The organism is Nocardioides sp. JQ2195 (genome assembly GCF_012272695.1).
In the GTDB taxonomy this organism is placed as follows: domain Bacteria; phylum Actinomycetota; class Actinomycetes; order Propionibacteriales; family Nocardioidaceae; genus Nocardioides.
On the sequence record NZ_CP050902.1, the window covers coordinates 3,619,695 to 3,641,216 of the forward strand.

Consider the following 21,522-nt stretch of genomic DNA (forward strand, 5'->3'; position numbering starts at 1 on the left):
AGATCTCCCGGGCGATGACCGAGCACGCCGTGCACTGCCAGGCCCACGACATCGCCCGGTGCCCACGCTTCCGGGCGCACATCGACGACCTCGTGGCAGGATTCTGAGATGCCCTCCATCGCAGTCACCGGCTCCAGCGGCGCGGTCGGCGGTGCCGTCGCGCGACTCCTCGCCGACAGGTCACCCCGACTGGTCGTGCGCGACCCCGCCCGCGCTCCCTCGATCCCCGGCACCGAGGTGGCCGTGGCGTCGTACGCCGATCCCGACGCGGCGCGACGGGCCCTGGCCGGGATCGAGGTGCTGTTCATGGTCTCCGCGGCCGAGTCGGCGACCCGCCGCACCGAGCACCGAGCGTTCATCGAGGCGGCCGCCTCCGCGGGGGTCGGCCACCTCGTCTACACGTCGTTCGCCGGCGCGGCCCCCGACGCGACCTTCACCCTCGGTCGTGACCACTGGGACGCCGAGTCGGCGATCCGCGCATCCTCGATGAGGTTCACCCTCCTGCGCGACAACTTCTACCTCGACGTGCTGCCACTCTTCGCCGACGAGACGGGGGCGATCCGGGGGCCGGCCGGGTCCGGACGGGTCGCCGCCGTCGCCCGCGCGGACGTTGCCGAGGTGGCTGCAGCGGTCCTGCGCTCGCCGCACGAGCACCGCGACACGACCTACGAGCTGACCGGCCCGGAGGCACTCCGGCTCGACGAGGTCGCGACACGGGCCGGCAGCGTGCTGGGCCGGGACCTGCGCTACGTGGAGGAGACCGTCGAGGAGGCCTATGCGTCCCGCCGGGCGGCGTACGACGCGGAGCAGTGGCAGCTCGACGCGTGGGTGAGCACCTACACGGCCATCGCCGACGGCTCGGTGGCCCGGGTCACCGACGACGTGGAGCGGCTGCTCCGCCAGCCGGCCCGCACGCTCGAAGCGGCGCTCGGTCCGGTCTAGTCCGCGCTCACAGGTCCTCGCCGTCGGCGCGTCGGACGTAGCTGTGGCCCTCGGGCAGGAACATGTCCATGTGCCGCTCGAGCATGCCGTGCGCGGCCTCGGTGTAGATCCGGTCGTGGATGGCCAGGTTCGACGGCGCGTTCACCTCGCGGACGAAGTCGATCGCCTCGGATGCCTTCAGCCACGGCGCGCTCGACGGGACCAGCAGGACGTCCACGTCCTCGCCGGGATGCGTCAGTGCGTCACCGGGGTGATAGATCCGCCGGCCACCGACGCTGAGCACGAAACCGCTGTTGTGGAAGCGCGGCAGCTCGGGGTGGATGACCGCGTGCAGCTTGCCCACTGCACGCACCGGGACGCCGACGTCGAAGTGCTGGTCGGGGGTCACCACGGTGACACGCTCCGCGAGGTCCGGGGCGTCCTCGGCGATCTTCGCGGCGACCGCGTCGATGGTGAAGATCGGCGCCTCCGTGGCCCGCAGCCGGTCCGCGTCGTAGTGGTCGGCGTGCTCGTGGGTGATCAGCACCGCGGTGGCGGCGTCGACGGCCTCGGGATCGGTGAAGACACCCGGATCGAGCACCACCACCTGCCCACCGTCCTCGATGCGGACACAGGCATGGCCGAACTTCGTGATGCGCATGTGACGATCGTAGTTCGCGCCCGCGGACGGACCGGCGCAGCCCGCGCTGTCCGCCCTGCGCTCGTCACCTCCGGACGTTCCTCGGGACCTCCTCGGAGGCTCTCCTCCTGACCTCTTCCGGAAATGCACGACGCACCAACCGGGTCTCGGGTCCCGGTTGGTGCGTCATTGAAAACTATAGCGCCCTGTGTCCGGGGGACAAGGAGAATCGAAATTTCTCCCAGAATTTTTCTGGGTCACCCGGTGACGTGGTGGACGAAGCACCAGCGCCAGGACTCCCCCGGCTCGACCGACCGCATCACCCGGTGGCCGGAGTCCTTGAAGTGCTCGGTGGCGTGCCGTCGCGGTGACGAGTCGCAGCAGCCGACATAACCACAGTCCTGGCACATCCTCAGGTGCACCCACGCCGTCCCCTCGGCCAGGCAGCCGGTGCACTCCCCCGGCGTCTGCGGCTCGACCTCCTCGACGTCAGCGGCCAGGTCATCGCACAGGTCACCGGTGGCCCGCGCCTCGCTGCGGGTGGCGCGCACCCGGTCTCCGTCTGCTGCTGCCACGTCGATCATCGACTCCTCGATGTCCAGCATCGTCAGCACCTCCTGGACCACGGTGTGCGGCACCTGCCCCTTGCTGCGGACCTCGAGCACCTTGGTCCGCTCGGCCTCGATCATCGAGAGCCTGATCCGACCATAGGCCTGGCTCGGGGTCTCGTGGTCACCGTCGGGGTCGCCGAGCTGTTCCCAGACCGCGAAGTTGCGCTGGTCGACACGGGCCCTGATCAGGTCGAGGGCACCGTGCGGGTCCTCGTCGTCGGCGTCGACGACGGCGAACCCCGCCTCGGTGGCCTGGTGCAGCAGGGTGGCCCGGGCCAAGGCTTCCTCTGCCGGATCCGGCGACGGCACCTTGAGCCGGCGTGCCACCCACGGCAGGGACAGGCCCTGGATGAACAGCGTCCCGGCCACCACGGTGAACGCGATCAGGAGAAGGATCGGACGGTGCGCGGTCTCCTCGGGGATCAGGAACGCGGCAGCGAGGGTGACCACCCCACGCATGCCGGCCCAGCCGAGCACGAAGGTGCTGGTCCAGTGCCCACCTCGGTTGCCGCGGGGCATGCTCAGCAACGAGCGCACCGGGAAGACCCAGATCATCCGCAGTGCCATCACGGCCACCAGGGCAGCGGCACAGACCAGCACCACCCGGCCAGCGGAGAGGTCGCTGTCGATCACGTCCTGGACGATCCACCGCGCCTGCAGCCCGATCAGGAGGAAGACCGTGTTCTCCAGGACGAAGGCGATCGTGCGCCAGTTCATCCGCTCCGCGATCCGGGACTGGGCGTTCTGCAGCACCGGCGCCTTGTGCCCGAGCAGGAGCCCGGCCACCACCACGGCGATCACCCCGCTGGCCTCGATCTCCTCGGCCAGCAGGTAGGCCGCGAACGGAGTCACCAGCGAGACGCCGGTGTCGAGGAGCGAGTCGTCGATCTTCCGGCGGACCTTGGCCACCACGAAGAACGCGACGAGGCCGACCAGCAGCCCGCCCACCGATGCCCGCAGGAAGTCCAGCCCCACCTCGTGGAAGGCGACCGACGTGGACATGGCCGCGATCGCCGTACGCAGGGAGACCAGAGCGGTGGCGTCGTTGAGCAGGGACTCACCCTCGAGGATGGTGACGATCCGCCGGGGCAGGCCGATCCGCCGGGCCACCGAGGTCGCCGCCACTGCGTCCGGCGGGGCGACCACCGCGCCGATCGCGATCGCCGCCGGCCACGAGACCCCGGGCAGCAGCAGGTGCACGACGACCGCGACACCGGCCGTGGTGAAGATGACCAGGCCGATCGAGAGCAGCAGGATCGACCCCCGGTTGGCGTTGAAGTCGACGAGGGACGTGGTGAGCGCCGCGCTGTAGAGCAGCGGCGGCAACAACCCGAGGAGCACGACGTCGTGGGACAGGTGCACCTCGGGCACGATCGGCAGGAAGCTGGCCGTGATGCCGGCCGCGATCAGCAGCATCGGCGCCGGGAAGTCCAGCCGTTGTGCCAGCCCGGTGAGGGTCAGTCCCGCAACGGCCAGCACGATGAGCTGAAAGGCGATCTCCACGAACGCCATTGTCCACCGGCTGTCGAGCGGCCGGCGGCCAGCGGCCAGACGCTCAGGCGATCGGCTCGGCGACCCACTTCATCGGGTCTCCCCAACCCAGCTCCGAGATGCCGTGGCTGTCGAGCGCCAGGACGACGAGGGTGCGCCGGTGGGCCGCGAAGGTCAGCACGTGGGCGATCATGCCGCCGTACGTGAACACCTCGGGCTCCGCGCACAGGGCGTCGACGAAGGTCTCGTCCAGGCGACCGGCATCGACCACGTCACGGACGTGTCCGAGATAGGTCGGGCCCTCCGCCGCGAGTCGGGCACGCATCGAGCTCAAGGACTCGTGCTCCTCGAGGGACCAGTCGTAGTCACGGGTCGCCATCGCCGCGTTCCACATGCCCATCTGGCCGATCAGTCGGGACAGCAGCGACCTGATGGTCTGCTGGTCCTCGTCGACCGCGAGTCCGATAGGCGCGTCGAGCTGCTCGTCGGTGAGCCGTTCGGCCAGGTGCACCATCTCGCCGGTCAGCCAGATGTGGTGCTCCACCATCTTCGTCAACAGATCCATCGAGCTCACCTTGTCTCTCGCCGGCAGCCTGAGGCTGGCCGGTGGGTGGAAGTGCACGCCGCTGGGTGCGGCGATCTGGATGTGACCGGGCCGGCGACGCCAGGTCGCCGGCGGCACGCCGTACGCCTTGGTGAAGGCCCGGGTGAAGGCCTCGTGCGAGCCGTAGCCCGCCTCCACCGCGATGTCGATCAGCGGCACCTTGGTGGTGATCATCCGGTACGCCGCCCGCTCCATCAGGACACGTCGGCGCAAGGCATTCGGTGGCTCCCCCGCCACCGAACGGATCATCCGGTCGAAGTGGAAGCGTGAGAAGTGCAGTCGCGCGGCCAGCTCCTCACCCGACGCCTCGTGGTCGTCGAGCGCCTCGGTGAGGTGGTCGATGAAGTCCACGAAGCTCTCGGTTGCGGTCACGAGCTCATCCTCCGGCTCCGCTGGTCGTGCTGCTTGATCAGCCTTGCGCGATCGGAGCGAGCCGGCAAGTGGTGCCTGATCCGTGCGCCGACCTCGTCACCCTCGGGGCTCGGGGTGCCATGAGACATTGCGACAGCCCAGGTGTTCAGCCGAGCGCGCGGATGCTCGCGTCCAGCTCGCGCCGGTTGTCGCGGCGTACGACGACCTCGACGACCTCGATCCCCCCGTTGGGCGAGGCCAGCGCCTGCTCCAGCTCGGGCAGGGAATCGACCTTCCAGTGCGGGGTGCGGGTGGCCGCACAGAGGCTGGCGAGGTCGACTCCGTGAGGGGTCCCGAAGAGCTTGTCGTAGCGATCGGCGAAGGTCGGATCGCCCTGCTCGAGCATGGTGAAGATCGAGCCACCGTCGTCGTTGACCACGACGACGGTGAGGTCGGGCTCTGCCTCGCCGGGGCCCAGCACCAACCCGTTGGCGTCGTGCAGGAACGTCACGTCGCCCATCAGTGCCAGGTTGCGTTCACCGTGCGGCCGGGCCAGCGCAGCACCGATCGCGGTGGAGATGGTGCCGTCGATGCCGGCCAGCCCACGGTTGGCGATCAGCTTGCGACGCTCGCCCACCGTCCGCGAGGGCGCCATCAGGTCGAGGTCGCGGATCGGGCTCGACGCGCCCACGAGCAGGAGGCCGCTCGGCGGGAGGGCCCGGCAGACGGCACCGGCCACGGCGTACGGCGTGATGCCGGCCTCTGCGGCCAGCAGGCGGTCGAGCGCCCGGGCGACCCGACGGTCGGCGGCCTGCCACTCGGCCAGCCAGGCGGGATCGTCCCTGCCGACCACGGTCAGTGCGTGCGCCTCCCGATCCACCGGGAAGGGGCGTTGCGCCCACCATCCCCGCGGCGGCACCGAGATGACCTCGACGTCGTCACGTTCGAGGAGCCGGGTCACCGGGCGCGAGAGCGTGGGGTGGCCGGCGACGACCACGCGCTCGATGCGTCGGCCCAGCTCGCCGTCGAGCAGGAGGCGGTAGCAGCGCAGCGCGTTGTCCCCGTTGCGAGCCCCACTCGTGGGCTCGGCCAGCAGCGGCCACCCACCCGACTCGGCCAGCACCCGGGCTCGCGGGCCGGCGTCGTCACCGGCCACCACGACCGTGCTCGGGCCGAGCTGCAGCTCGCGTTGGCCGTGCATCCTCTCCCGTCGTCGCATCCTCGGTTGCACCGCGTCCCCGGTGTGGTGCCACGGTGCGTCCGGGACCAGTGGCGGGGTGAACTGGATGTTGACGTGGATCGGCAGGCACCCGTGGTCGAGCAGCGACAGGGCCTCGCGGACCTCCTCGAGCCCCTCGGGGTCGGCCACGTCGAAGAACGTGGCCGCGTCACCGAAGATGCGCACCTGGTCGGTGGTCTGGCTGGCGCCCGTGCCGCGCAGGGCAGCGGGCCGGTCCGCGGTCACCACGACCATCGACACACCGGCGTGCGCTGCCTCGAGGACCGCGGGGTGCAGGTTCGCCGCGGCCGTGCCCGAGGTGCACATCACCGCGGAGTGGTGTCCGACCTTGGCCATGCCGAGGGCCAGGAAGCCGGCGGTGCGCTCGTCGATGCGGGTGTGCAGGCGGAGCCGGCCGGCGGTCGACGCGTCCCACGCGGCGAAGGCCAGGGGTGCGTTGCGCGACCCCGGAGACAGCACCACCTCGGCCACACCGGCCGAGGTCAACATGTCGAGGAGCGACCGGGCGAGCTCGGTGGAGGCGTTTGCGCGCGGGGGGCTCATGCCTGCCGATCCTGCCGCACCGAGCGGCGCAGCGCATCGATGTCGGCCCGGCGACCTGCCCAGTGGGCCACGCGTTCCGGGGCCGCGGCGAGACGGGTCAACGCCTCGTCGAGCACGACCGGACGTTGCACCGGCAGCATCCCGTCGACCGGCAGCAAGGGTCGAGCCACCACGTCGTCGGTGAACAGCTGCACGGTGGCCAGCCCGCAGGCGTGGGGCAGCTCGGGCAGGGCCGCGGCCAGTGCCACCCCGGCCGCGATGCCCACCGACGTCTCCAGCGCGCTCGAGACCACCACCGGGAGCCCGATGTCCTCGGCGATCCGCAGGCAGGCCCGCACCCCGCCGAGGGGCTGCACCTTGAGCACCGCGATGTCGGCCGCCTCCAGGTCACGGACCCGGTAGGGGTCTGCTGCGCGACGGATCGACTCGTCGGCAGCGATCGGCACCTCGACCGCCCGGCGCACGGCGGCGAGGTCCTCGACCGCGGCGCACGGCTGCTCGACGTACTCCAGGCCGCCGGCGGCTCGGTCGAGCGCGCGGATGGCGCTGATCGCCTCGTCGACCTCCCAGCCGCCGTTGGCATCGACCCGGATGAGCCCGGTCGACCCGATCGCGTCGCGGACGGCCTCCAGGCGGGCCAGGTCGTCACCCAGCGTCTGGCCGCGCTCGGCGACCTTCACCTTCGCGGTGGCGCACCCACCACGGGTGACGATCTCGTGGGCGCGCTCCGCGTTGGTGGCCGGGACGGTGACGTTGACCGGCACGACGTCGCGCACGGGCGCGGGCCAGTCCCCGGCCGCTGCCTCTTCCGCGCAGCGCAGCCAGGGTTCGGCCTCGGCCGGGTCGTACTCCAGGAACGGGCTCCACTCGCCGAAGCCCGCCTCGCCCTCGATCAGCACGCCCTCGCGCACGCTGATGCCACGGAACCGCGTGCGCAGGGGGATGGAGTAGACGTGGTTCACCGGTGGACCTCCTCGAGCAGGGCGCGCAGCGCGATCCGGTCCACCTTGCCGGTGGCCAGGAAGGGCATGGTCTCCAGGCCGATCACCTGGCGCGGTGCCCACGCCCGCGGGTGCTCGACGGCCACCCAGTCACGGGCCTGCTCCAGCCCGAGGTCGCCGACCAGGAAGGCCACCACGCGTTGCCCCCACTCGGGGTCGGTGATGCCGAGGACCTCGACCTCCTCGACCATCGGGTGGTCGAGGAGGCGGCGGGCCACTGCCGGGGTCGGCACGTTGACGCCGCCACTGATGACCATGTCGTCGACCCGGCCGAGCACCTGGAGCCGACCGTCGACGACGCGCCCGAGGTCGGAGGTGACGAACCAGCCGTCGACCAGGGCCCGCGCGGTCAGGTCGGGGTCGCCGTCGTAGCCCTCGAACAGGGTCGGACCACCGATCCGGATCGGCTCGCCGTCGCGCACGTCCAGCTCGACACCGTCGAGGGGCACGCCGTCGTACACACAACCACCGGAGGTCTCGCTGGAGCCGTAGGTCGCCACGACCCGGATGCCACGCCCCTCGGCCTCCACGCGCAGGGCGGGGTCCATCGGGCCACCGCCCAGCAGCACGGCGTCGAAGCGCGTCAACGCTTCCGCGTCGGTCTCGCTCTGCAGCATCCGGCGCATCTGGGTCGGCACCAGGGAGAGGTACGCCGCCGGGCCGGCCGCGCACTGCGCCGCCGCGGCCGCGAACGACGCGTGGTCGTCGAGCACCACCGGCTCCTCGCCGGCCACCAGCGAGCGGATCACCACCTGCAAGCCCGCGACGTACGACGCGGGGAGCGTGAGCAACCAACGGCCCGGGCCACCGAGGCGGGCGTGGGTGGCGTTCGCCGACGCGACCAGCGCCCGGCGCGGGAGCACCACGCGCTTGGGCCGTCCGGTGGAGCCCGAGGTCTCGACCACCAGCGGCTCCGGCTCGTCCGCGTCGGCCAGCCACGCACGCACCGCGGCGATCACCTCGGGGGTGGTGCCGTGGACGGGTCGAAGAAGGCTCACGCAACGAACGCTAGTCGGTCGTGGCACGATCGCGGGCGTGGACCTCACCTGGCTCGGCCTTCACCACCGCGACGTCACCGGTCGGCAGATGCACGACCTGCTGCTCCTGCGGCACGAGGTGTTCGTCATCGAGCAGGACTGCCCGGCCTACCAGGACATCGACGGGCTGGACGTGGCCGGCGACACCCACCACGTGATCGCCCTCGCCGGCAGCCAGGTGGTCGCCACGGCTCGGGTGCTCTCCCCCGGGCTCTCCGGTCCGCGCCCGCGCATCGGTCGGGTGACGGTGGCGCCGGTCGGCCGGGGCGACGGCGTGGGGCACGAGCTGATGCGCCGGACGCTCGGGTTGTGCGAGCGGGTCTGGCCCGACCAGGAGCTGAAGTTGTCGGCGCAGGCGCACCTGGAGGGCTACTACGCCCGCCACGGCTTCGCGGCCGTCGGCGAGGTGTACCTCGAGGACGACATCCCGCACCTCGACATGGTCCGGCCGGCCTGAGCCTCATCCACGCGACCCCGCCGACTTCCCGCGTGCCTGTCCGACGGGACCGTCTACGGCGTACCGGACTCGCCGGAAGAGTCCGGCGGCTGCTTGAATCGTTGCTCGTGACGACCTCTGCACAGTGGATCGCCGGCTCCCGGCCCCGAACCCTTCCCGCCGCCGTCGCCCCGGTGCTCGCCGGCACCGGCGTCGCGGCGTACGTCGACGAACCCGTCTGGTGGAAGGCCGCGTCGGCGATGCTGGTCGCGCTGGCCCTGCAGGTGGGCGTCAACTTCGCCAACGACTACTCCGACGGCATCCGGGGCACCGACGAGGACCGGGTCGGCCCGATGCGGCTGGTCGGGTCCGGCGCGGCCACGGCCCGCGCGGTGAAGCTCGCGGCCTTCGCGTCCTTCGGCGTCGCCGGGATCGCCGGGCTCGTGCTCGCCGCCGCAACGAGCTGGTGGTTGGTGGCGATCGGTGCGGTCTGCATCGTGGCGGCGTGGTTCTACACGGGCGGCAAGCACCCCTACGGCTATCTCGGGCTCGGCGAGGTGATGGTGTTCGTGTTCTTCGGCCTGGTCGCGGTGATCGGGACGACGTACGTGCAGACCGAGACCTTCGAGCTGCCCGCCCTCTACGCCGGGATCGCCAGCGGATGCCTGTCCTGCGCGATCCTGGTCGCCAACAACCTGCGCGACATCCCCACCGACCGGGAGGTCGGCAAGCGCACCCTGGCCGTCGTCCTCGGCGACGAGCGGACCCGTTGGTTCTACGTGCTGCTGGTGATCGCCGCCGCGGTCGCCCTCGTCGGCATCGCCCTCGCCACCACCTGGTGGGCACTGGTCGCGTTCGTCCACGTCGTGCCCGCGGCGCGCGCCGTCCGTGTGGTCGCCGGGGAGAGGGCCGCCGGGCCGGGACTGATCCCGGTGCTCCAGCTGACCGGCGTCAGCGAGCTGCTGCTCGGGGCAGGGCTGTTCGGCGCACTGTTGCTGGCCTGACGCCGGCTCCGGCCCCGGCCCCCCGAAGAATCCCGAGACGTTCCCGCCGCCCGGCGGCTGCGGCTACTGCTTGCGTCGGTTGAGCTGCCGCTCGATGCGCGACTGCGGCTGGCCGAGGACCTTGGCCAGGAGCTGGGCGCGCATCTTCCACGCAACGAACCCGGCGACGACGACGGCGACGATGATGAGGAACCACATGGCGCCAGCCTACGCCCGGTGACCCCGCCGTCGTCTGCCATGATTCGTCTGCGGGATACACACATCGAAGGGCACCGACATGGGACTGGCGTTCTACAGGCGTGACGGCGACAGCCTCGTGCCGCAGCCACTGGCCAAGAGCCTGTGGGGTGCGAACAACATGCACGGCGTCGCGATCAGTGCGGGTCTCTCCCGTGCCGCGGAGAGAGCCCTGCGCGACCTGGGCCGCGACGACCTCCAGCCGGCCCGCTACACCGTCGACCTGTTCCGGCCCGCGGCGATGGTGCCGAGCACCTTCACCGCCGAGGTCGTGCGCGAGGGCCCCCGGATCTGCCTGATCGACGTCTCGATGCTGCAGGAGGGCGAGCGAGTGGCCCGGGCCAGCGCCCTCTTCCTCAGCACCAGCACCAACCCCTCGGGAGAGGTCTGGCAGCCGGCCGATGCCGATCGTCCGGCGCCACCGCCGCTCGACCTGGCGCCCGAGGGCTCCGAGCCGCACGTGCCGTGGTTCCACAGCTCCGCCGGCTGGTCACAGGACTTCAGCGAGCACCAGAACTCCGCCCGCAAGGCCACCTGGCAGACCGGCGTACCCGCCGTCGACGGCGAGCCGGCCACCCCGTTCACCGCCGTGGCCAGCATCGCCGACGCCACCACGATGGTGGTCAACTGGGGGTCCAAGGGCGTCGAGCACATCAACACCGACATCACGGTCACGCTCTCGCGACTGCCCGACGGCGTCCAGCTCGGGCTGTCCGCGCTCGACCACCTCGAGCACGACGGCATCTCGGTGGGAACGGCCACGATCTTCGACCGCCGCGGCCCGATCGGAACCACGGTGATGACCGCGATCGCCAACACCCGGCGCACCGTCGACTTCGACAACGTCACCTACGCCGACGACGGCTCCCGCAGCTCCCCCGGCGCCTGACGCGAACGGGCAACTCTTGCTGCGCGAACGGGCAGCTCTTGCTGCGCGAACGGGCAACTCTTGCTGCGCGAACGGGCAGTTCTTGCTGCCCGAACCGTCAGGAATCTGCGGCCAGGGCCAGCGACCCGGTCTCGCGGAAGCGCTCGAGCACCCGGGTGTACGGCGCGATGTCGATGCCCTGCGCAGCCAGCCAGTCGTCGGAGTAGTAGGTGTGTGCATAGCGCTCACCGCCGTCACAGAGCAGCGTGACCACCGAGCCGTCCTCACCGTGGTCGCGCATGTCGGCGATCTGGTGCAGCGCACCCCACAGGGCCGTGCCGGTGGATCCCCCGACGAACCGCCCCGTCACCTCCGAGCACCACCGGGCGGCAGCGATGGAGGCCGCGTCGGGGACCCGGATCATGCTGTCGACGACACCGGGGAGGAACGAGGGCTCGACCCGGGGGCGGCCGATGCCCTCGATGCGTGAGCCCGATCCCCGGGCAGAGAGATCGTCCTCGGCCCAGCCCTCGAAGAACGCCGAGTTCTCCGGATCGACCACGCACAGCCGGGTGTCCAGCCGCCGGTAGCGCACGTAGCGCCCGATGGTCGCCGAGGTGCCACCCGTGCCGGCGCCCACCACGACCCACGACGGAACGGGATGCCGCTCCTTGGCCATCTGGTCGAAGATCGACTCGGCGATGTTGTTGTTTCCGCGCCAGTCGGTGGCCCGCTCGGCATACGTGAACTGGTCCATGTAGTGCCCGCCGGTCTCCTCGGCCAGCCGACGCGACTCGTCATAGATCGACGAGGGGTCATCGACCAGGTGGGAGACGCCCCCGTGGAACTCGATCAGTGCGATCTTCTCCGGCGAGGTGGAGCGCGGCATCACCGCGACGAAGCGCAACCCGAGCAGGCGGGCGAAGTAGGCCTCGGAGACCGCGGTGGAGCCCGACGAGGCCTCGATGATCGTGGTGTCAGGTCCGATCCAGCCGTTGCACAGGGCATGGAGGAACAGCGACCGGGCCAGCCGGTGCTTCAACGAACCGGTGGGGTGGACCGATTCGTCCTTGAGGTAGAGGTCGATCCCCCACTCGGCCGGCAGCGGGAAGACGTGCAGGTGGGTGTCGGCCGACCGGTTGGCGTCGGCCTCCACCAGGCGAATCGCCTCGTTCAGCCACGACCGTTCGCCCTCGTCGACCCGGGTGCTGACCGTGCAGCACCCCTCGTTGCGGGACTCGACCGAGCTCACTGGTCGTCCTCGCGGGCCCTTGCCTCGTCGAACTTCTTGGACGCCTTCTCCGCCCTGGTCTGTACGACGCGGGCGAACCGCTCGCGCTGCGGGTTCAGCAGGAACAACGAGGCCGCCCCGGAAATCAGGAACGCGATCACCACCGCCCAGATCATCTGGACCGACCCGTCGGCGAACGCGGCCCAGATGCCGACAGTGATTCCGAGGGCGCCGAGGAACAGCACGACGCGCATCAGGGTGTAGACAGCGAATTCCTTCACACCCCACACCCTAGTTTGTGGGCGAAGTCGGACTATCCTTGAGGGGTGGGCAAGTTCATCCTCGCCATCCTGCTGATTGCAGTGGCGATCTATCTGGTCGTGTGGCTCATCGAGAGCCGTGGCGCAATCTTCCGGCGCGGCTCCGGGCGCCCCGCGCCGAAGCGGCCGCGCGACCGTCGTCCCAGCGGGCCTCTCGGGCCCGATGACGACCCCGACTTCCTGCGCGACCTCAACCGCAAGCCGCGCAAGGGCGATCCCGACAAGTAGGCCACTGCGGGCTCGATCTTCCCCCGGGTGCCCGGGGACGTGACCACTCCCCGGCCGGACCTGACCCACACATCAGTCAGGAGATTCGAAGTCCCAGCCGGGAAGTGCCTGTTTCACCGGGTGCCCGGCGAAAGGGGCACGGACGCGTCCGCCGGGCCCTGCACCGACACCACGGCCGGGGCGGCGTACGAGTGCTGGGAGCTGCCGCCGAAGAAGTAGTTGATGCCGATGAAGTTGAACCACAGCGTGGCCACGCCGACGAGCGCGACGATCGCCGCATTGCGGCCCTTCCAGCCGGCGGTGGCACGGGCGTGGAGGTACGCCGCGTAGACGACCCAGGTGATGAACGCCCAGACCTCCTTGGCGTCCCAGCCCCAGTAGCGCGACCAGGCGTAGTGCGCCCAGATGGGTCCGGTGATCAGCACGGCGAAGGTCCACACCGGGAACGCGAAGGCGTGCACCCGGTAGGCCACCCGGTCGAGCACCTCCGGGGCCGGCATCCGGCCGATGAAGCCCGTGGTCCGCTCGGACGACCGTTCCTTGATCAGGAAGAGCACCGAGAGCATCGCGCCGATGGAGAAGGCCCCGGTCGCGATCACCGCGGAGACCACGTGGATCACGAGCCACGGGGAGGAGAGGGCCTCGGTGAGCGGCACGACCTCTTCATAGAGGGTCAGCTGGGAGACCATCAGGATGACCAGCACGAAGCCGACCACGACGGGAGCCAGCCACTGCAGGTGGAACCTGGCCCGGAGCAGCAGGAAGATCAGCACCACCATGAAGGTGCCGCTGAGCACGAACTCGTACATGTTGCCCCACGGGACCCGGTTGGGGTCCGCGGCCATCCCGCGCCCGACCAGGCCGATGAGGTGCACGCAGGCGCCGATGACGGTCAGCAGGAAGCCGAAGCGACCGAAGGTCCTGGTGCGGGCGTCGACCGGAGCCTCGTTGGGCAGCTTGCGCAGCACGGCCCACTCGGCCAGGTGCGCCAACAGGGCAAGGAAGTAGACCACCCCCACGACGGCGACCGCCTGGACGCTGAGGCTCTCCCACTGGGTGTTGCTCACGATTTCTCCTCACGCGCGTCGCCCGCTCGGAGCAACGCAACAATCTCGGCGAGCTCGGTCTCGACCTCGCCACCCCCCGACCTGTCCAGGGCCGCGACCTCGACCACGGTCTCGTCGTCCTCGCGGCGAGTGCGGACCCAGACCCGACGCGGCCTGACGAACAGCGAGCCGAGCAGGCCCACAAGGCCAAGGATGACCCCTGCCAGCGCCACCTTGGTCCCCGGGGTCTTGCTGATCTGGATCCGCACCCACGGCCTGATCCCGTCGAAGGTCACCGAGCCGGCACCGTCGGGCAGCTTCCGGGTCTCACCCTCGAAGAGGTCGACCCGGAACATCGAGCCGTCCTTCTTCGTCAGCTGGGTCATCCGCGACTTGTCCATCGCATAGATCGACTGCGGCTCACCGGAGTCCATGCCGAGGTTGCCGACGAAGGCCAGCATCGACAGCCGTGGGTTGCGGTCGTCACCGAAGACCGAGACCGGGTCCCCGTCGACGTTGGCGTACGTCGGGTAGAGCAGCCCCTCGAGCCCGATCTGGCGCGGCTTGGCATCCGGCGCCTTGGCGACACCGAAGGAGCGGAAGGTGGCCTGGTCCTCGGGCAGGAAGATCACCGGGCCCGAGAACGCGACGTCTCCGTTGCCGTCACGGATGGTGATCGACGGCGCATAGCCGTGGCCGATCAGGAACAGGTCGGTCTCGCCGATGGAGAGCGGGTGGTTGACCCGGAGGCCGTACTCCTTCTCCTCGCCGTCGGGCGTCTCTCGGTAGTTCAGGTGCGCGACGAACTGCTGCGCCATCCCCTTGCGCGGCCCGCTCAGCAACCACTTGATGTCGAACTCTTCGAGCTGGAACGAGAACGGCTCCATGTCCTCGGCCTGCATCAGGCTGCCCGGCACGAAGTCGTCGTACTGGGTGAGGTTGTTGGAGAAACCGCCGTCCTGCCAGACGATGACGCCACCCTTGTAGCCGAAGAGGGACCCCATCGAGAAGCCGACCAGCACCACGAGCACGGAGATGTGGAAGAGCAGGTTGCCGGCCTCGCGGAGGCGGCCGCGCTCGGCCGAGATGACACCGCTCTCGTCGGTGACGAGCCGGAACCGCCGCTTCTTCAGCACCTGCTGCGCGCGGGCCAGGACGTCGTCGGCCGGCTCCGCCGTGGTGTACGACGTGCTGTCCGGGAGGCGGGTCAGGTTGCGGGGAGCCTTGGGCGGGGCGGCGCGCAGGCTGCGCCAGTAGACGCGGGTCCGGGGCAGGATGCAGCCGACCAACGACAGCACCAGCAGCAGGTAGATCGCGGCGAACCAGACCGAGTCGAAGACGGAGAACAGGCCGAGCTTCTCGTAGATGGGCGTCAGCTTCGGGTGCTGGTCACGCCACTGGGAGGCCTTGAAGGCGTCGATGTCGTCCTGCGGGATCACCGAGCTGGGGATCGCGCCGAGCGCCAGCATCAGCAGCAGGATCAGCGCCGTGCGCATGGAGGTGAGCTGGCGCCACGTCCAGCGCAGCAGCTCGCGGATGTTGAGGTCAGGGGCGGCCATCAGACACTCGTCTCGAATCCGAGGATGAAGCGAACCTGCATCCAGTTGACGATCCAGTCCCACCAACCGGTGACCAGGAGCACCCCGATCAGCACCAGCATGGCCCCACCGATGCGCGTCACCCAGGCCTGGTGGCGACGGATGAACGCGAAGGCGCCGAGGGCTCGGCGGTAGGCCAGCCCGGCGATGATGAACGGCACGCCGAGCCCCAGCGTGTACGCCGCGGAGAGGACCGCGCTGCGGGCCACGGTGGCCTCGTTGATGCCGAGGGTCAGGATCGCGCCCAGGGTCGGGCCGATGCAGGGGGTCCAGCCGAGGCCGAACAGGAAGCCGAGGAACGGGGCGGCGGCCAGGCCGACGGCGGGGACCTTGTGCACCCGCACGTCGCGCTGCAGCATCGGGATCAGGCCGATGAAGGCGAGTCCGAGCAGGATCACCAGCACCCCGAGCACGACGGTGATGGTGCGGTCGTGCGCCAGGAGCGTGGAGCCGAAGTAGCCCGACAGTGCACCCAGTGCCACGAAGACGCTGCCGAAGCCGAGGACGAAGAGCAGCGACCCGGCCAGCATCCGGCCGCGGTGGGCGTGCTCGAGGTCGGCACCCGAGAGACCGGTCGCGTAGGACAGGTAGCCGGGGAGCAGCGGGATCACGCAGGGCGAGAAGAAGGAGACCAGGCCGGCGAGCAGCGCGACGGGCAGGGCGACGACCAGGGACCCCGACATCACCGAGTCCTGGAAGAACTCAGCCATCTCCCTGCCCGCCCTCGGCGACGACGTCGTCGATCAGGTCGCTCAGGGTGTTCTTGCTCGGCATCACACCCAGCACGCTGGCGGCCACCCGCCCCTGCTGGTCGATGATGACCGTGCTCGGGGTGGAGTACGGCGTGAGCGTGCCGTGGAAGGCCAGCAGGCTCTTGCCCGACGGGTCGAAGATCGAGCGGAACGGCACGTCGAAGGTGCGCACGTAGCCCTTGGCGTTCTCGCGCGAGGGGTCACGGTTGTTGAGCCCGACGAAGACCACCTCGTCAGGGTCGACCTCGTTGGCCACCCCGACGATGTCCGGGGCCTCCTCGCGGCACTCCACGCACCAGGCGCCCCAGACGTTCACCACCACGACCTTGCCGCGGAAGTCGGCGAGGGAGAGGTCCTCGCCCGCGAGGTCCTCGCCGCTCAGCTTGATCGCCGAGGTGCGCTCGCCACGCTCGAGCTGGGTGATCTGGCCGTTGCCCGAGACGTATCCCTTGTCACCGGTGCCCTCCAGCGAGGAGCAGGCGGTGAGCAGGAGCAGGCAGGCAGCAGCGACCGCGGCAGTCGTGCGGCGGGCGAGCGGGCGGGGCTGGGGGTTCAGGGCCGCTTCTCCTCGGGAGCGTCACCGGCCGAGAACGGCGCGGACTTGTCCTTGACGGGGATGAGGTGGCCGGCCGGCTCGGAGTAGGTCAGCGAGACCAGCCGCTCGTCCTCGAAGTTCAGCGAGGTGAGCGAGCACAGCGTGCACTGCCGCTTGCGCGGGTCGTGCAGGTAGGACCGCTTCTCGACGTACAGGCGCGTGGTCCAGATCGGCAGCTGGTGGGAGACGATCACCGCTTCGTGGCCGGTGGCGGCGTCGCGGGCGTCGTACACCGCAGCCATCATGCGCGCGGCGACCTCCTTGAACGGCTCGCCCCACGAGGGCCTCAGCGGGTTCCACAGGTGGCGCCAGGTCGAGGGGTTCTTCAGGGCGTTGTGCTCCCCGGCGAACCGCTTGCCCTCGAAGAGGTTCGAGGACTCGATGACCCGCTCGTCGGTGACCATGTCGAGACCCCGCGCGTGGGCCAACGGCCGCGCCGTCTCCTGGGCCCGCTCCAGCGGCGAGACGCGCAGGTGGGTGATGTCGCGGTGCTTGATCGCCTCGGCGACGACCTGCGCCATCTCGCGGCCGCGGTCGGAGAGGTGGTAGCCGCTCATCCGCCCGTAGAGCACGCCCTCGGGGTTGTGCACCTCACCGTGGCGGAGCAGGTGGACGGTGGTCTTCTCGGTCATCACATTCCCTTGGTGGTCTGGCCGCCGGCGTCCTCGTTGGCTGCCGCGGCCGCGCGAGCGGCGCCCGGCAGGGCATCGAGGACGGTCTGGACCGCACGATCGTCATGGGCGCTGGACAGGAACCACGTCTCGTAGGCCGAGGGCGGCAGGTAGACGCCGGCGTCGAGCATGGCGTGGAAGAAGGCGGTGTACGCCGGCAGCGACTGTGCGTCGGCAGCGTCGAAGTCGCGGACCTCGCCGTCGCGGAAGAACACCGAGAACATGGTGCCCGTGGACTGGATCCGGTGCGGGACGCCGGCCGTCGACAGCGCCTCCGCGGCGGCGGCCTTGATCGTCTCGCCGGCCGCGGTGATGTGTGCGTAGACGTCGTCGGTGGCCAGGCGCAGCGTGACGAGCCCCGCAGTGGTGGCGATCGGGTTCCCGCTCAGCGTGCCGGCCTGGTAGACCGGCCCCTCGGGCGAGAGGTGGCCCATCACGTCGGCGCGACCACCGAAGGCTGCCGCCGGGAACCCACCGCCCATGACCTTGCCGAACGTGACCAGGTCGGGCCGCCAGCCCTCGACCGCCCCGTCGAGGCCCCACTGGCCCTGCCTGCTGGCCCGGAAGCCCGTCATCACCTCGTCGGAGATGAACAGCGCGCCGCTCTCCCGGCACAGGTCGGAGAGCACGGCGTTGAAGCTGCGGCCGTCGAACTGGCCGGGAGGGACGACCCCCATGTTGCCGGGGGCCGCCTCGGTGATCACGCAGGCGATCCGGTCGCCGTGCTCGGCGAAGACCGCCCGGATCGCGTCGGGGTCGTTGTAGGGCAGGACGAGGGTCTGGTCGACGAAGCTCTGCGGGACGCCGGGGGTGCTGGAGACCGAGTGGACCTCGGCGGTGGTCCCACGCAGCGTGGCCAGCCCGGAGCCGGCCGAGGCGAGCAACGAGTCGACGTGGCCGTGGTAGCAGCCGGCGAACTTGATCACGAGGTCGCGGCCGGTGAAGCCGCGGGCCAGTCGGATCGCGGACATGGTGGCCTCGGTGCCGGAGGAGACGAACCGGACCTTCTCGATCGGCGTCCGGGAGACGATCTCCTCGGCCAGCTCGACCTCGGGCACGGTCGGGGTGCCGTACGACGTCCCACGTGTCACTGCGTCCTGTACGGCCGCCATGACCTCGGGGTGGCCGTGGCCGAGCAGCATCGGCCCCCACGAGCAGATCAGGTCGACGTACTCGTTGCCGTCGACGTCGGTCAGCCAGGCGCCGGCCGCGGAGCGGATGAAGCGGGGGGTGCCTCCCACGGCGCTGAACGCGCGGACCGGCGAGTTGACCCCACCGGGAGTCACCGCCTGCGCCCGGTCGAAGAACTCTGCCGATCGTTGGGCCGATCGACGGGCGCTGGAGGGGGGCACTGCGGAAGTCACGGCCTCATTGTCGCCGAGGCACCAAACCCGGTGCCAATCGGGGCCACCACCCCAATCGTGACGATTTCTGGAAATCTGCCCCTTTCCGCGTCACGATCGTGGGATGGCCGCGTTTCCTCCCCGAGGGCAGGGAACACGGGTCTCGTCCAACGAGATGCTCATCACACCAGATACTCGCGCGTAACCTGGCGTGTCACACTTCGTTGATCTGAGTGCCTGTGCTTGAGGGAGCAAGGGTTATCGACGCAGACAATTGGGGAGAACCAAGGAATGAAGACCGCACGCTTCGGCCGAACACAGCGCCTGATGGCTCTCGTTCCGCTCGCCCTGCTGTCCACCGCGTGGACCGCCAGCCTCGTGGGCGTGGGTGGCGGCACGGTTGCCTCCGCTGCTGACAGCGAGGGTCGGCTCCCCGACGGCACCGCCGTGCCGACCGAGGCGATCGAGGACCCGGCGAGCTTCTCGCAGCCCGGTTCGCTCGGTCTCGGCGTCCCCAAGGGCGATGGCGCGCAGATCGTGCAGACTGCCTCGACCAACGGCGTCCCCTCGGCGGCCCTGGCCGCCTACCAGCGAGCCGCGACCGTCATCAACGCCGCCGACAAGTCGTGCCAGATCCCGTGGGAGCTCGTCGCCGCCATCGGCCGCGTCGAGTCCGACCACGGTCGCACCGGCAACAACACCCTCGGCAAGGACGGCATCTCCCGCCCGGGCATCTACGGCATCGCCCTGGACGGCTCGAACGACACCCAGGAGATCACCGACACCGACGCCGGCCAGTTCGACCGCGACGCGAAGTTCGACCGCGCCGTCGGGCCGATGCAGTTCATCCCCTCCACGTGGTCGGTCGTGGGCGTCGACGCCGACGGCGACGGCGAGCGCAACCCGCAGGACGTCGACGACGCGGCCCTCGCCGCGGCCGTCTACCTCTGCTCGGGCAACGACGACCTGTCCTCCGAGGCCGGCCAGCGCTCGGCGGTCTACCGCTACAACCACTCCGAGAAGTACGTCGACCTGGTCCTGCGGATCAAGGACGCCTACATGAGCGGTGACTACTCCTCGGTCCCGAACAACACCACGTCCGCGATCTCCATCCCGACGGACTACACGTTCACCCAGCCCACCAACGGCCAGCAGCTCGGCTCGCCGCAGAGTGAGCCCGCGAACAACGGGACCCAAGCCGCCAGCGGCGCCGAGCCCGGCACCAGCACGAACTCCGGTTCGACCGACTCCGGCAGCACCGGCACCCAGACCGACCCGACTCCGACGGTGCCGACCACCAACGACCCGGGCGAGACGATCAAGAAGGGCATCGAAGACGGCAAGAAGGCTGTCGAGGAGACAGTCAAGAAGGTCACCGACCCCGTCACGCAGACGCTGACGAAGACGCAGGCCACCACGCAGTGCCTCGCCTCCGGCATCCTGGCACTCGACGTGAACCGTCTCAACGCATGCATCGCGGACCTGATGAATCCCTGACTCACCGGTCTCACTCGGATCGGCCCGGACTCCTCGGAGTCCGGGCCGTTCTGCATCCCGCACAGAAGACCTCAAGCCCCGCCGAGCCGGCACGTGTTGACGCCGTACCCCGCCCAGTCGGCACGTGTTGACGCCGTACCCCGCCGAGCCGGCACGTGTTGACGCCGCACGCCGCCGAGTCGGCACGTGTTGACGTCCCCGGGCCGATCGTTCGGGCCGGGACGACGTGAGCGGGAAGTCAGCGTCGCAGGAGGCGTGCGGCTTCGGCGGCCCAGTAGGTCAGGATCACGTCGGCACCGGCTCGTCGGATCGAGAGCAGCGTCTCCATGATCGCGGGCTCGCGGTCGATCCAGCCGTTGGCGGCGGCCGCCTCGACCATGGCGTACTCCCCCGAGATGTTGTAGGCCGCCACCGGCACGTCGACGGCGTCGCGCACCCGGCGGATGACGTCGAGATAGGCGAGAGCCGGCTTGACCATCACCAGGTCAGCACCCTCGTCGATGTCGAGGAGCGCCTCGCGGACGCCCTCGAGGGCGTTCGCGGAATCCTGCTGATAGGTGCGCCGATCGCCCTGCAGGGACGAGTCCACCGCCTCGCGGAAGGGGCCGTAGAACGCGGAGGCGTACTTCGCGGAGTAGGCCAGGATCGCGACGTCACTGGCACCGGCATCGTCGAGAGCGGCACGGACGACGCCGACCTGTCCGTCCATCATCCCGCTGGGCCCGACCATGTGCACCCCGGCCGCGGCATGCGCGCGGGCCATCTCGGCGTACACCTCGAGCGTGGCGTCGTTGTCGACCCGCCCCTCCGCATCGAGCACACCACAGTGCCCGTGGGAGGTGAACTCGTCGAGGCACAGGTCGCTCATCACCGAGAGGGAGTCGCCCACCTCGGCCACCACGTCGGCGATCGCCACGTTGAGGATCCCCGCCGGGTCGAGGGCTCCGGAGCCGGTGGGGTCCTTCGACTCGGGCACCCCGAAGAGCATGATGCCGCCCAACCCGAGCTCGGCGGCCTCCGCGGCGGCCGCCTTCAGCGACGAGCGGGTGTGCTGCACGACACCCGGCATCGAGCTGATCGGGATCGGCTCGCGGGCCCCTTCGCGCACGAAGACCGGCAGCACCAGCTGGCGTGCCTCGAACGACGTCTCCGCCACCATGGCCCGCAGACCGGGGGTACGACGCAGCCGACGCGGCCGCACTGTGGGGAACTCCATGGCTGCTCCTTCAGGCTCTTCGTCGGCTCGGACGTCATACG

The 21,522-nt window shown here is 70.3% G+C and carries 22 protein-coding genes; 6 read left to right on the forward strand and 16 right to left on the reverse strand.

All coding sequences use genetic code 11. The annotated features are described in order from the left end of the window. Positions 1-108 precede the first annotated feature (108 nt). On the forward strand, positions 109-942 hold the full coding sequence (locus ncot_RS17200) for an NAD(P)H-binding protein (RefSeq protein ID WP_168618701.1): 834 nt from the start codon (positions 109-111) through the stop codon (positions 940-942). Positions 943-949: 7 nt separating this feature from the next. Here ncot_RS17200 and ncot_RS17205 read toward each other — a convergent pair whose 3' ends face one another. The 6 genes from ncot_RS17205 to ncot_RS17230 all read right to left on the reverse strand — a co-directional run bounded on the left by ncot_RS17205 (position 950) and on the right by ncot_RS17230 (position 8,400). Then, positions 950-1,582: an MBL fold metallo-hydrolase gene (locus ncot_RS17205; protein WP_168618702.1), complete on the reverse strand. Its 633-nt coding sequence runs from the start codon at positions 1,580-1,582 to the stop codon at positions 950-952. A gap of 236 nt (positions 1,583-1,818) precedes the next feature. Further along, positions 1,819-3,684 (reverse strand): Na+/H+ antiporter, encoded by a 1,866-nt coding sequence (locus tag ncot_RS17210; protein ID WP_206065030.1) that lies wholly within the window; start codon positions 3,682-3,684, stop codon positions 1,819-1,821. 43 nt (positions 3,685-3,727) lie between these two features. Then, positions 3,728-4,639 (reverse strand): helix-turn-helix transcriptional regulator, encoded by a 912-nt coding sequence (locus ncot_RS17215; RefSeq protein WP_168618704.1) that lies wholly within the window; start codon positions 4,637-4,639, stop codon positions 3,728-3,730. A gap of 145 nt (positions 4,640-4,784) precedes the next feature. After that, on the reverse strand, positions 4,785-6,401 hold the full coding sequence (gene menD, locus ncot_RS17220) for a 2-succinyl-5-enolpyruvyl-6-hydroxy-3-cyclohexene-1-carboxylic-acid synthase (protein WP_168618705.1): 1,617 nt from the start codon (positions 6,399-6,401) through the stop codon (positions 4,785-4,787). Then, the gene (locus ncot_RS17225; protein WP_168618706.1) at positions 6,398-7,363 is read right to left on the reverse strand and encodes an o-succinylbenzoate synthase; all 966 of its coding nucleotides are present in this window, start codon (positions 7,361-7,363) and stop codon (positions 6,398-6,400) included. Before ncot_RS17225 ends, menD begins: the two co-directional genes overlap by 4 nt. Beyond that, positions 7,360-8,400, reverse strand: a complete 1,041-nt coding sequence (locus ncot_RS17230; RefSeq protein WP_168618707.1) for an AMP-binding protein — start codon at positions 8,398-8,400, stop codon at positions 7,360-7,362. The genes ncot_RS17225 and ncot_RS17230 overlap by 4 nt, the downstream gene beginning before the upstream one ends. Before the next feature lie 37 nt (positions 8,401-8,437). Here ncot_RS17230 and ncot_RS17235 point away from each other — a divergent pair, with 37 nt between their 5' ends. Next, positions 8,438-8,896, forward strand: a complete 459-nt coding sequence (locus ncot_RS17235) for a GNAT family N-acetyltransferase (RefSeq protein WP_168618708.1) — start codon at positions 8,438-8,440, stop codon at positions 8,894-8,896. A 107-nt stretch (positions 8,897-9,003) separates the two neighbouring features. Next, a complete protein-coding gene (locus ncot_RS17240; RefSeq protein WP_168618709.1) occupies positions 9,004-9,879 on the forward strand; it encodes a 1,4-dihydroxy-2-naphthoate polyprenyltransferase in 876 nt (291 codons plus the stop codon). 63 nt (positions 9,880-9,942) lie between these two features. Here ncot_RS17240 and ncot_RS19840 read toward each other — a convergent pair whose 3' ends face one another. Continuing rightward, positions 9,943-10,077: a hypothetical protein gene (locus tag ncot_RS19840; protein ID WP_277345754.1), complete on the reverse strand. Its 135-nt coding sequence runs from the start codon at positions 10,075-10,077 to the stop codon at positions 9,943-9,945. A gap of 79 nt (positions 10,078-10,156) precedes the next feature. Here ncot_RS19840 and ncot_RS17245 point away from each other — a divergent pair, with 79 nt between their 5' ends. After that, positions 10,157-11,005, forward strand: a complete 849-nt coding sequence (locus tag ncot_RS17245; protein WP_168618710.1) for an acyl-CoA thioesterase domain-containing protein — start codon at positions 10,157-10,159, stop codon at positions 11,003-11,005. Between the two features lie 97 nt (positions 11,006-11,102). Here ncot_RS17245 and ncot_RS17250 read toward each other — a convergent pair whose 3' ends face one another. Both ncot_RS17250 and ncot_RS17255 read right to left on the reverse strand, forming a co-directional pair. After that, on the reverse strand, positions 11,103-12,161 hold the full coding sequence (locus tag ncot_RS17250) for a PLP-dependent cysteine synthase family protein (RefSeq protein WP_168619432.1): 1,059 nt from the start codon (positions 12,159-12,161) through the stop codon (positions 11,103-11,105). Positions 12,162-12,232: 71 nt separating this feature from the next. Then, the gene (locus tag ncot_RS17255; RefSeq protein WP_168618711.1) at positions 12,233-12,496 is read right to left on the reverse strand and encodes a DUF4229 domain-containing protein; all 264 of its coding nucleotides are present in this window, start codon (positions 12,494-12,496) and stop codon (positions 12,233-12,235) included. A 45-nt stretch (positions 12,497-12,541) separates the two neighbouring features. Here ncot_RS17255 and ncot_RS17260 point away from each other — a divergent pair, with 45 nt between their 5' ends. Beyond that, positions 12,542-12,763 (forward strand): hypothetical protein, encoded by a 222-nt coding sequence (locus tag ncot_RS17260; RefSeq protein ID WP_168615751.1) that lies wholly within the window; start codon positions 12,542-12,544, stop codon positions 12,761-12,763. A 113-nt stretch (positions 12,764-12,876) separates the two neighbouring features. Here ncot_RS17260 and ccsB read toward each other — a convergent pair whose 3' ends face one another. The 6 genes from ccsB to hemL are packed head-to-tail and all read right to left on the reverse strand — an operon-like array spanning position 12,877 to position 18,789. Beyond that, complete coding sequence (ccsB, locus tag ncot_RS17265; RefSeq protein WP_168618712.1) at positions 12,877-13,830, reverse strand: c-type cytochrome biogenesis protein CcsB; 954 nt, start codon at positions 13,828-13,830, stop codon at positions 12,877-12,879. Beyond that, positions 13,827-15,368, reverse strand: a complete 1,542-nt coding sequence (locus ncot_RS17270) for a cytochrome c biogenesis protein ResB (protein WP_168618713.1) — start codon at positions 15,366-15,368, stop codon at positions 13,827-13,829. Before ncot_RS17270 ends, ccsB begins: the two co-directional genes overlap by 4 nt. Further along, complete coding sequence (locus ncot_RS17275; protein WP_168618714.1) at positions 15,368-16,117, reverse strand: cytochrome c biogenesis CcdA family protein; 750 nt, start codon at positions 16,115-16,117, stop codon at positions 15,368-15,370. The genes ncot_RS17270 and ncot_RS17275 overlap by 1 nt, the downstream gene beginning before the upstream one ends. Then, positions 16,110-16,715 (reverse strand): TlpA disulfide reductase family protein, encoded by a 606-nt coding sequence (locus tag ncot_RS17280; RefSeq protein WP_168619433.1) that lies wholly within the window; start codon positions 16,713-16,715, stop codon positions 16,110-16,112. Before ncot_RS17280 ends, ncot_RS17275 begins: the two co-directional genes overlap by 8 nt. After that, the gene (locus ncot_RS17285) at positions 16,712-17,386 is read right to left on the reverse strand and encodes a histidine phosphatase family protein (RefSeq protein WP_168618715.1); all 675 of its coding nucleotides are present in this window, start codon (positions 17,384-17,386) and stop codon (positions 16,712-16,714) included. The genes ncot_RS17280 and ncot_RS17285 overlap by 4 nt, the downstream gene beginning before the upstream one ends. Further along, positions 17,386-18,789, reverse strand: a complete 1,404-nt coding sequence (gene hemL, locus ncot_RS17290; protein ID WP_240937953.1) for a glutamate-1-semialdehyde 2,1-aminomutase — start codon at positions 18,787-18,789, stop codon at positions 17,386-17,388. Before hemL ends, ncot_RS17285 begins: the two co-directional genes overlap by 1 nt. Positions 18,790-19,095: 306 nt before the next feature. Between hemL and ncot_RS19845 the strand changes: the two genes are divergently transcribed. Continuing rightward, complete coding sequence (locus tag ncot_RS19845) at positions 19,096-20,265, forward strand: lytic murein transglycosylase (protein ID WP_168618716.1); 1,170 nt, start codon at positions 19,096-19,098, stop codon at positions 20,263-20,265. Positions 20,266-20,503: 238 nt separating this feature from the next. Here ncot_RS19845 and hemB read toward each other — a convergent pair whose 3' ends face one another. Next, entirely contained in the window at positions 20,504-21,481 is a 978-nt protein-coding gene (hemB, locus tag ncot_RS17300; protein ID WP_168618717.1) for a porphobilinogen synthase, read from the reverse strand. Between the last annotated feature and the right edge of the window lie 41 nt (positions 21,482-21,522).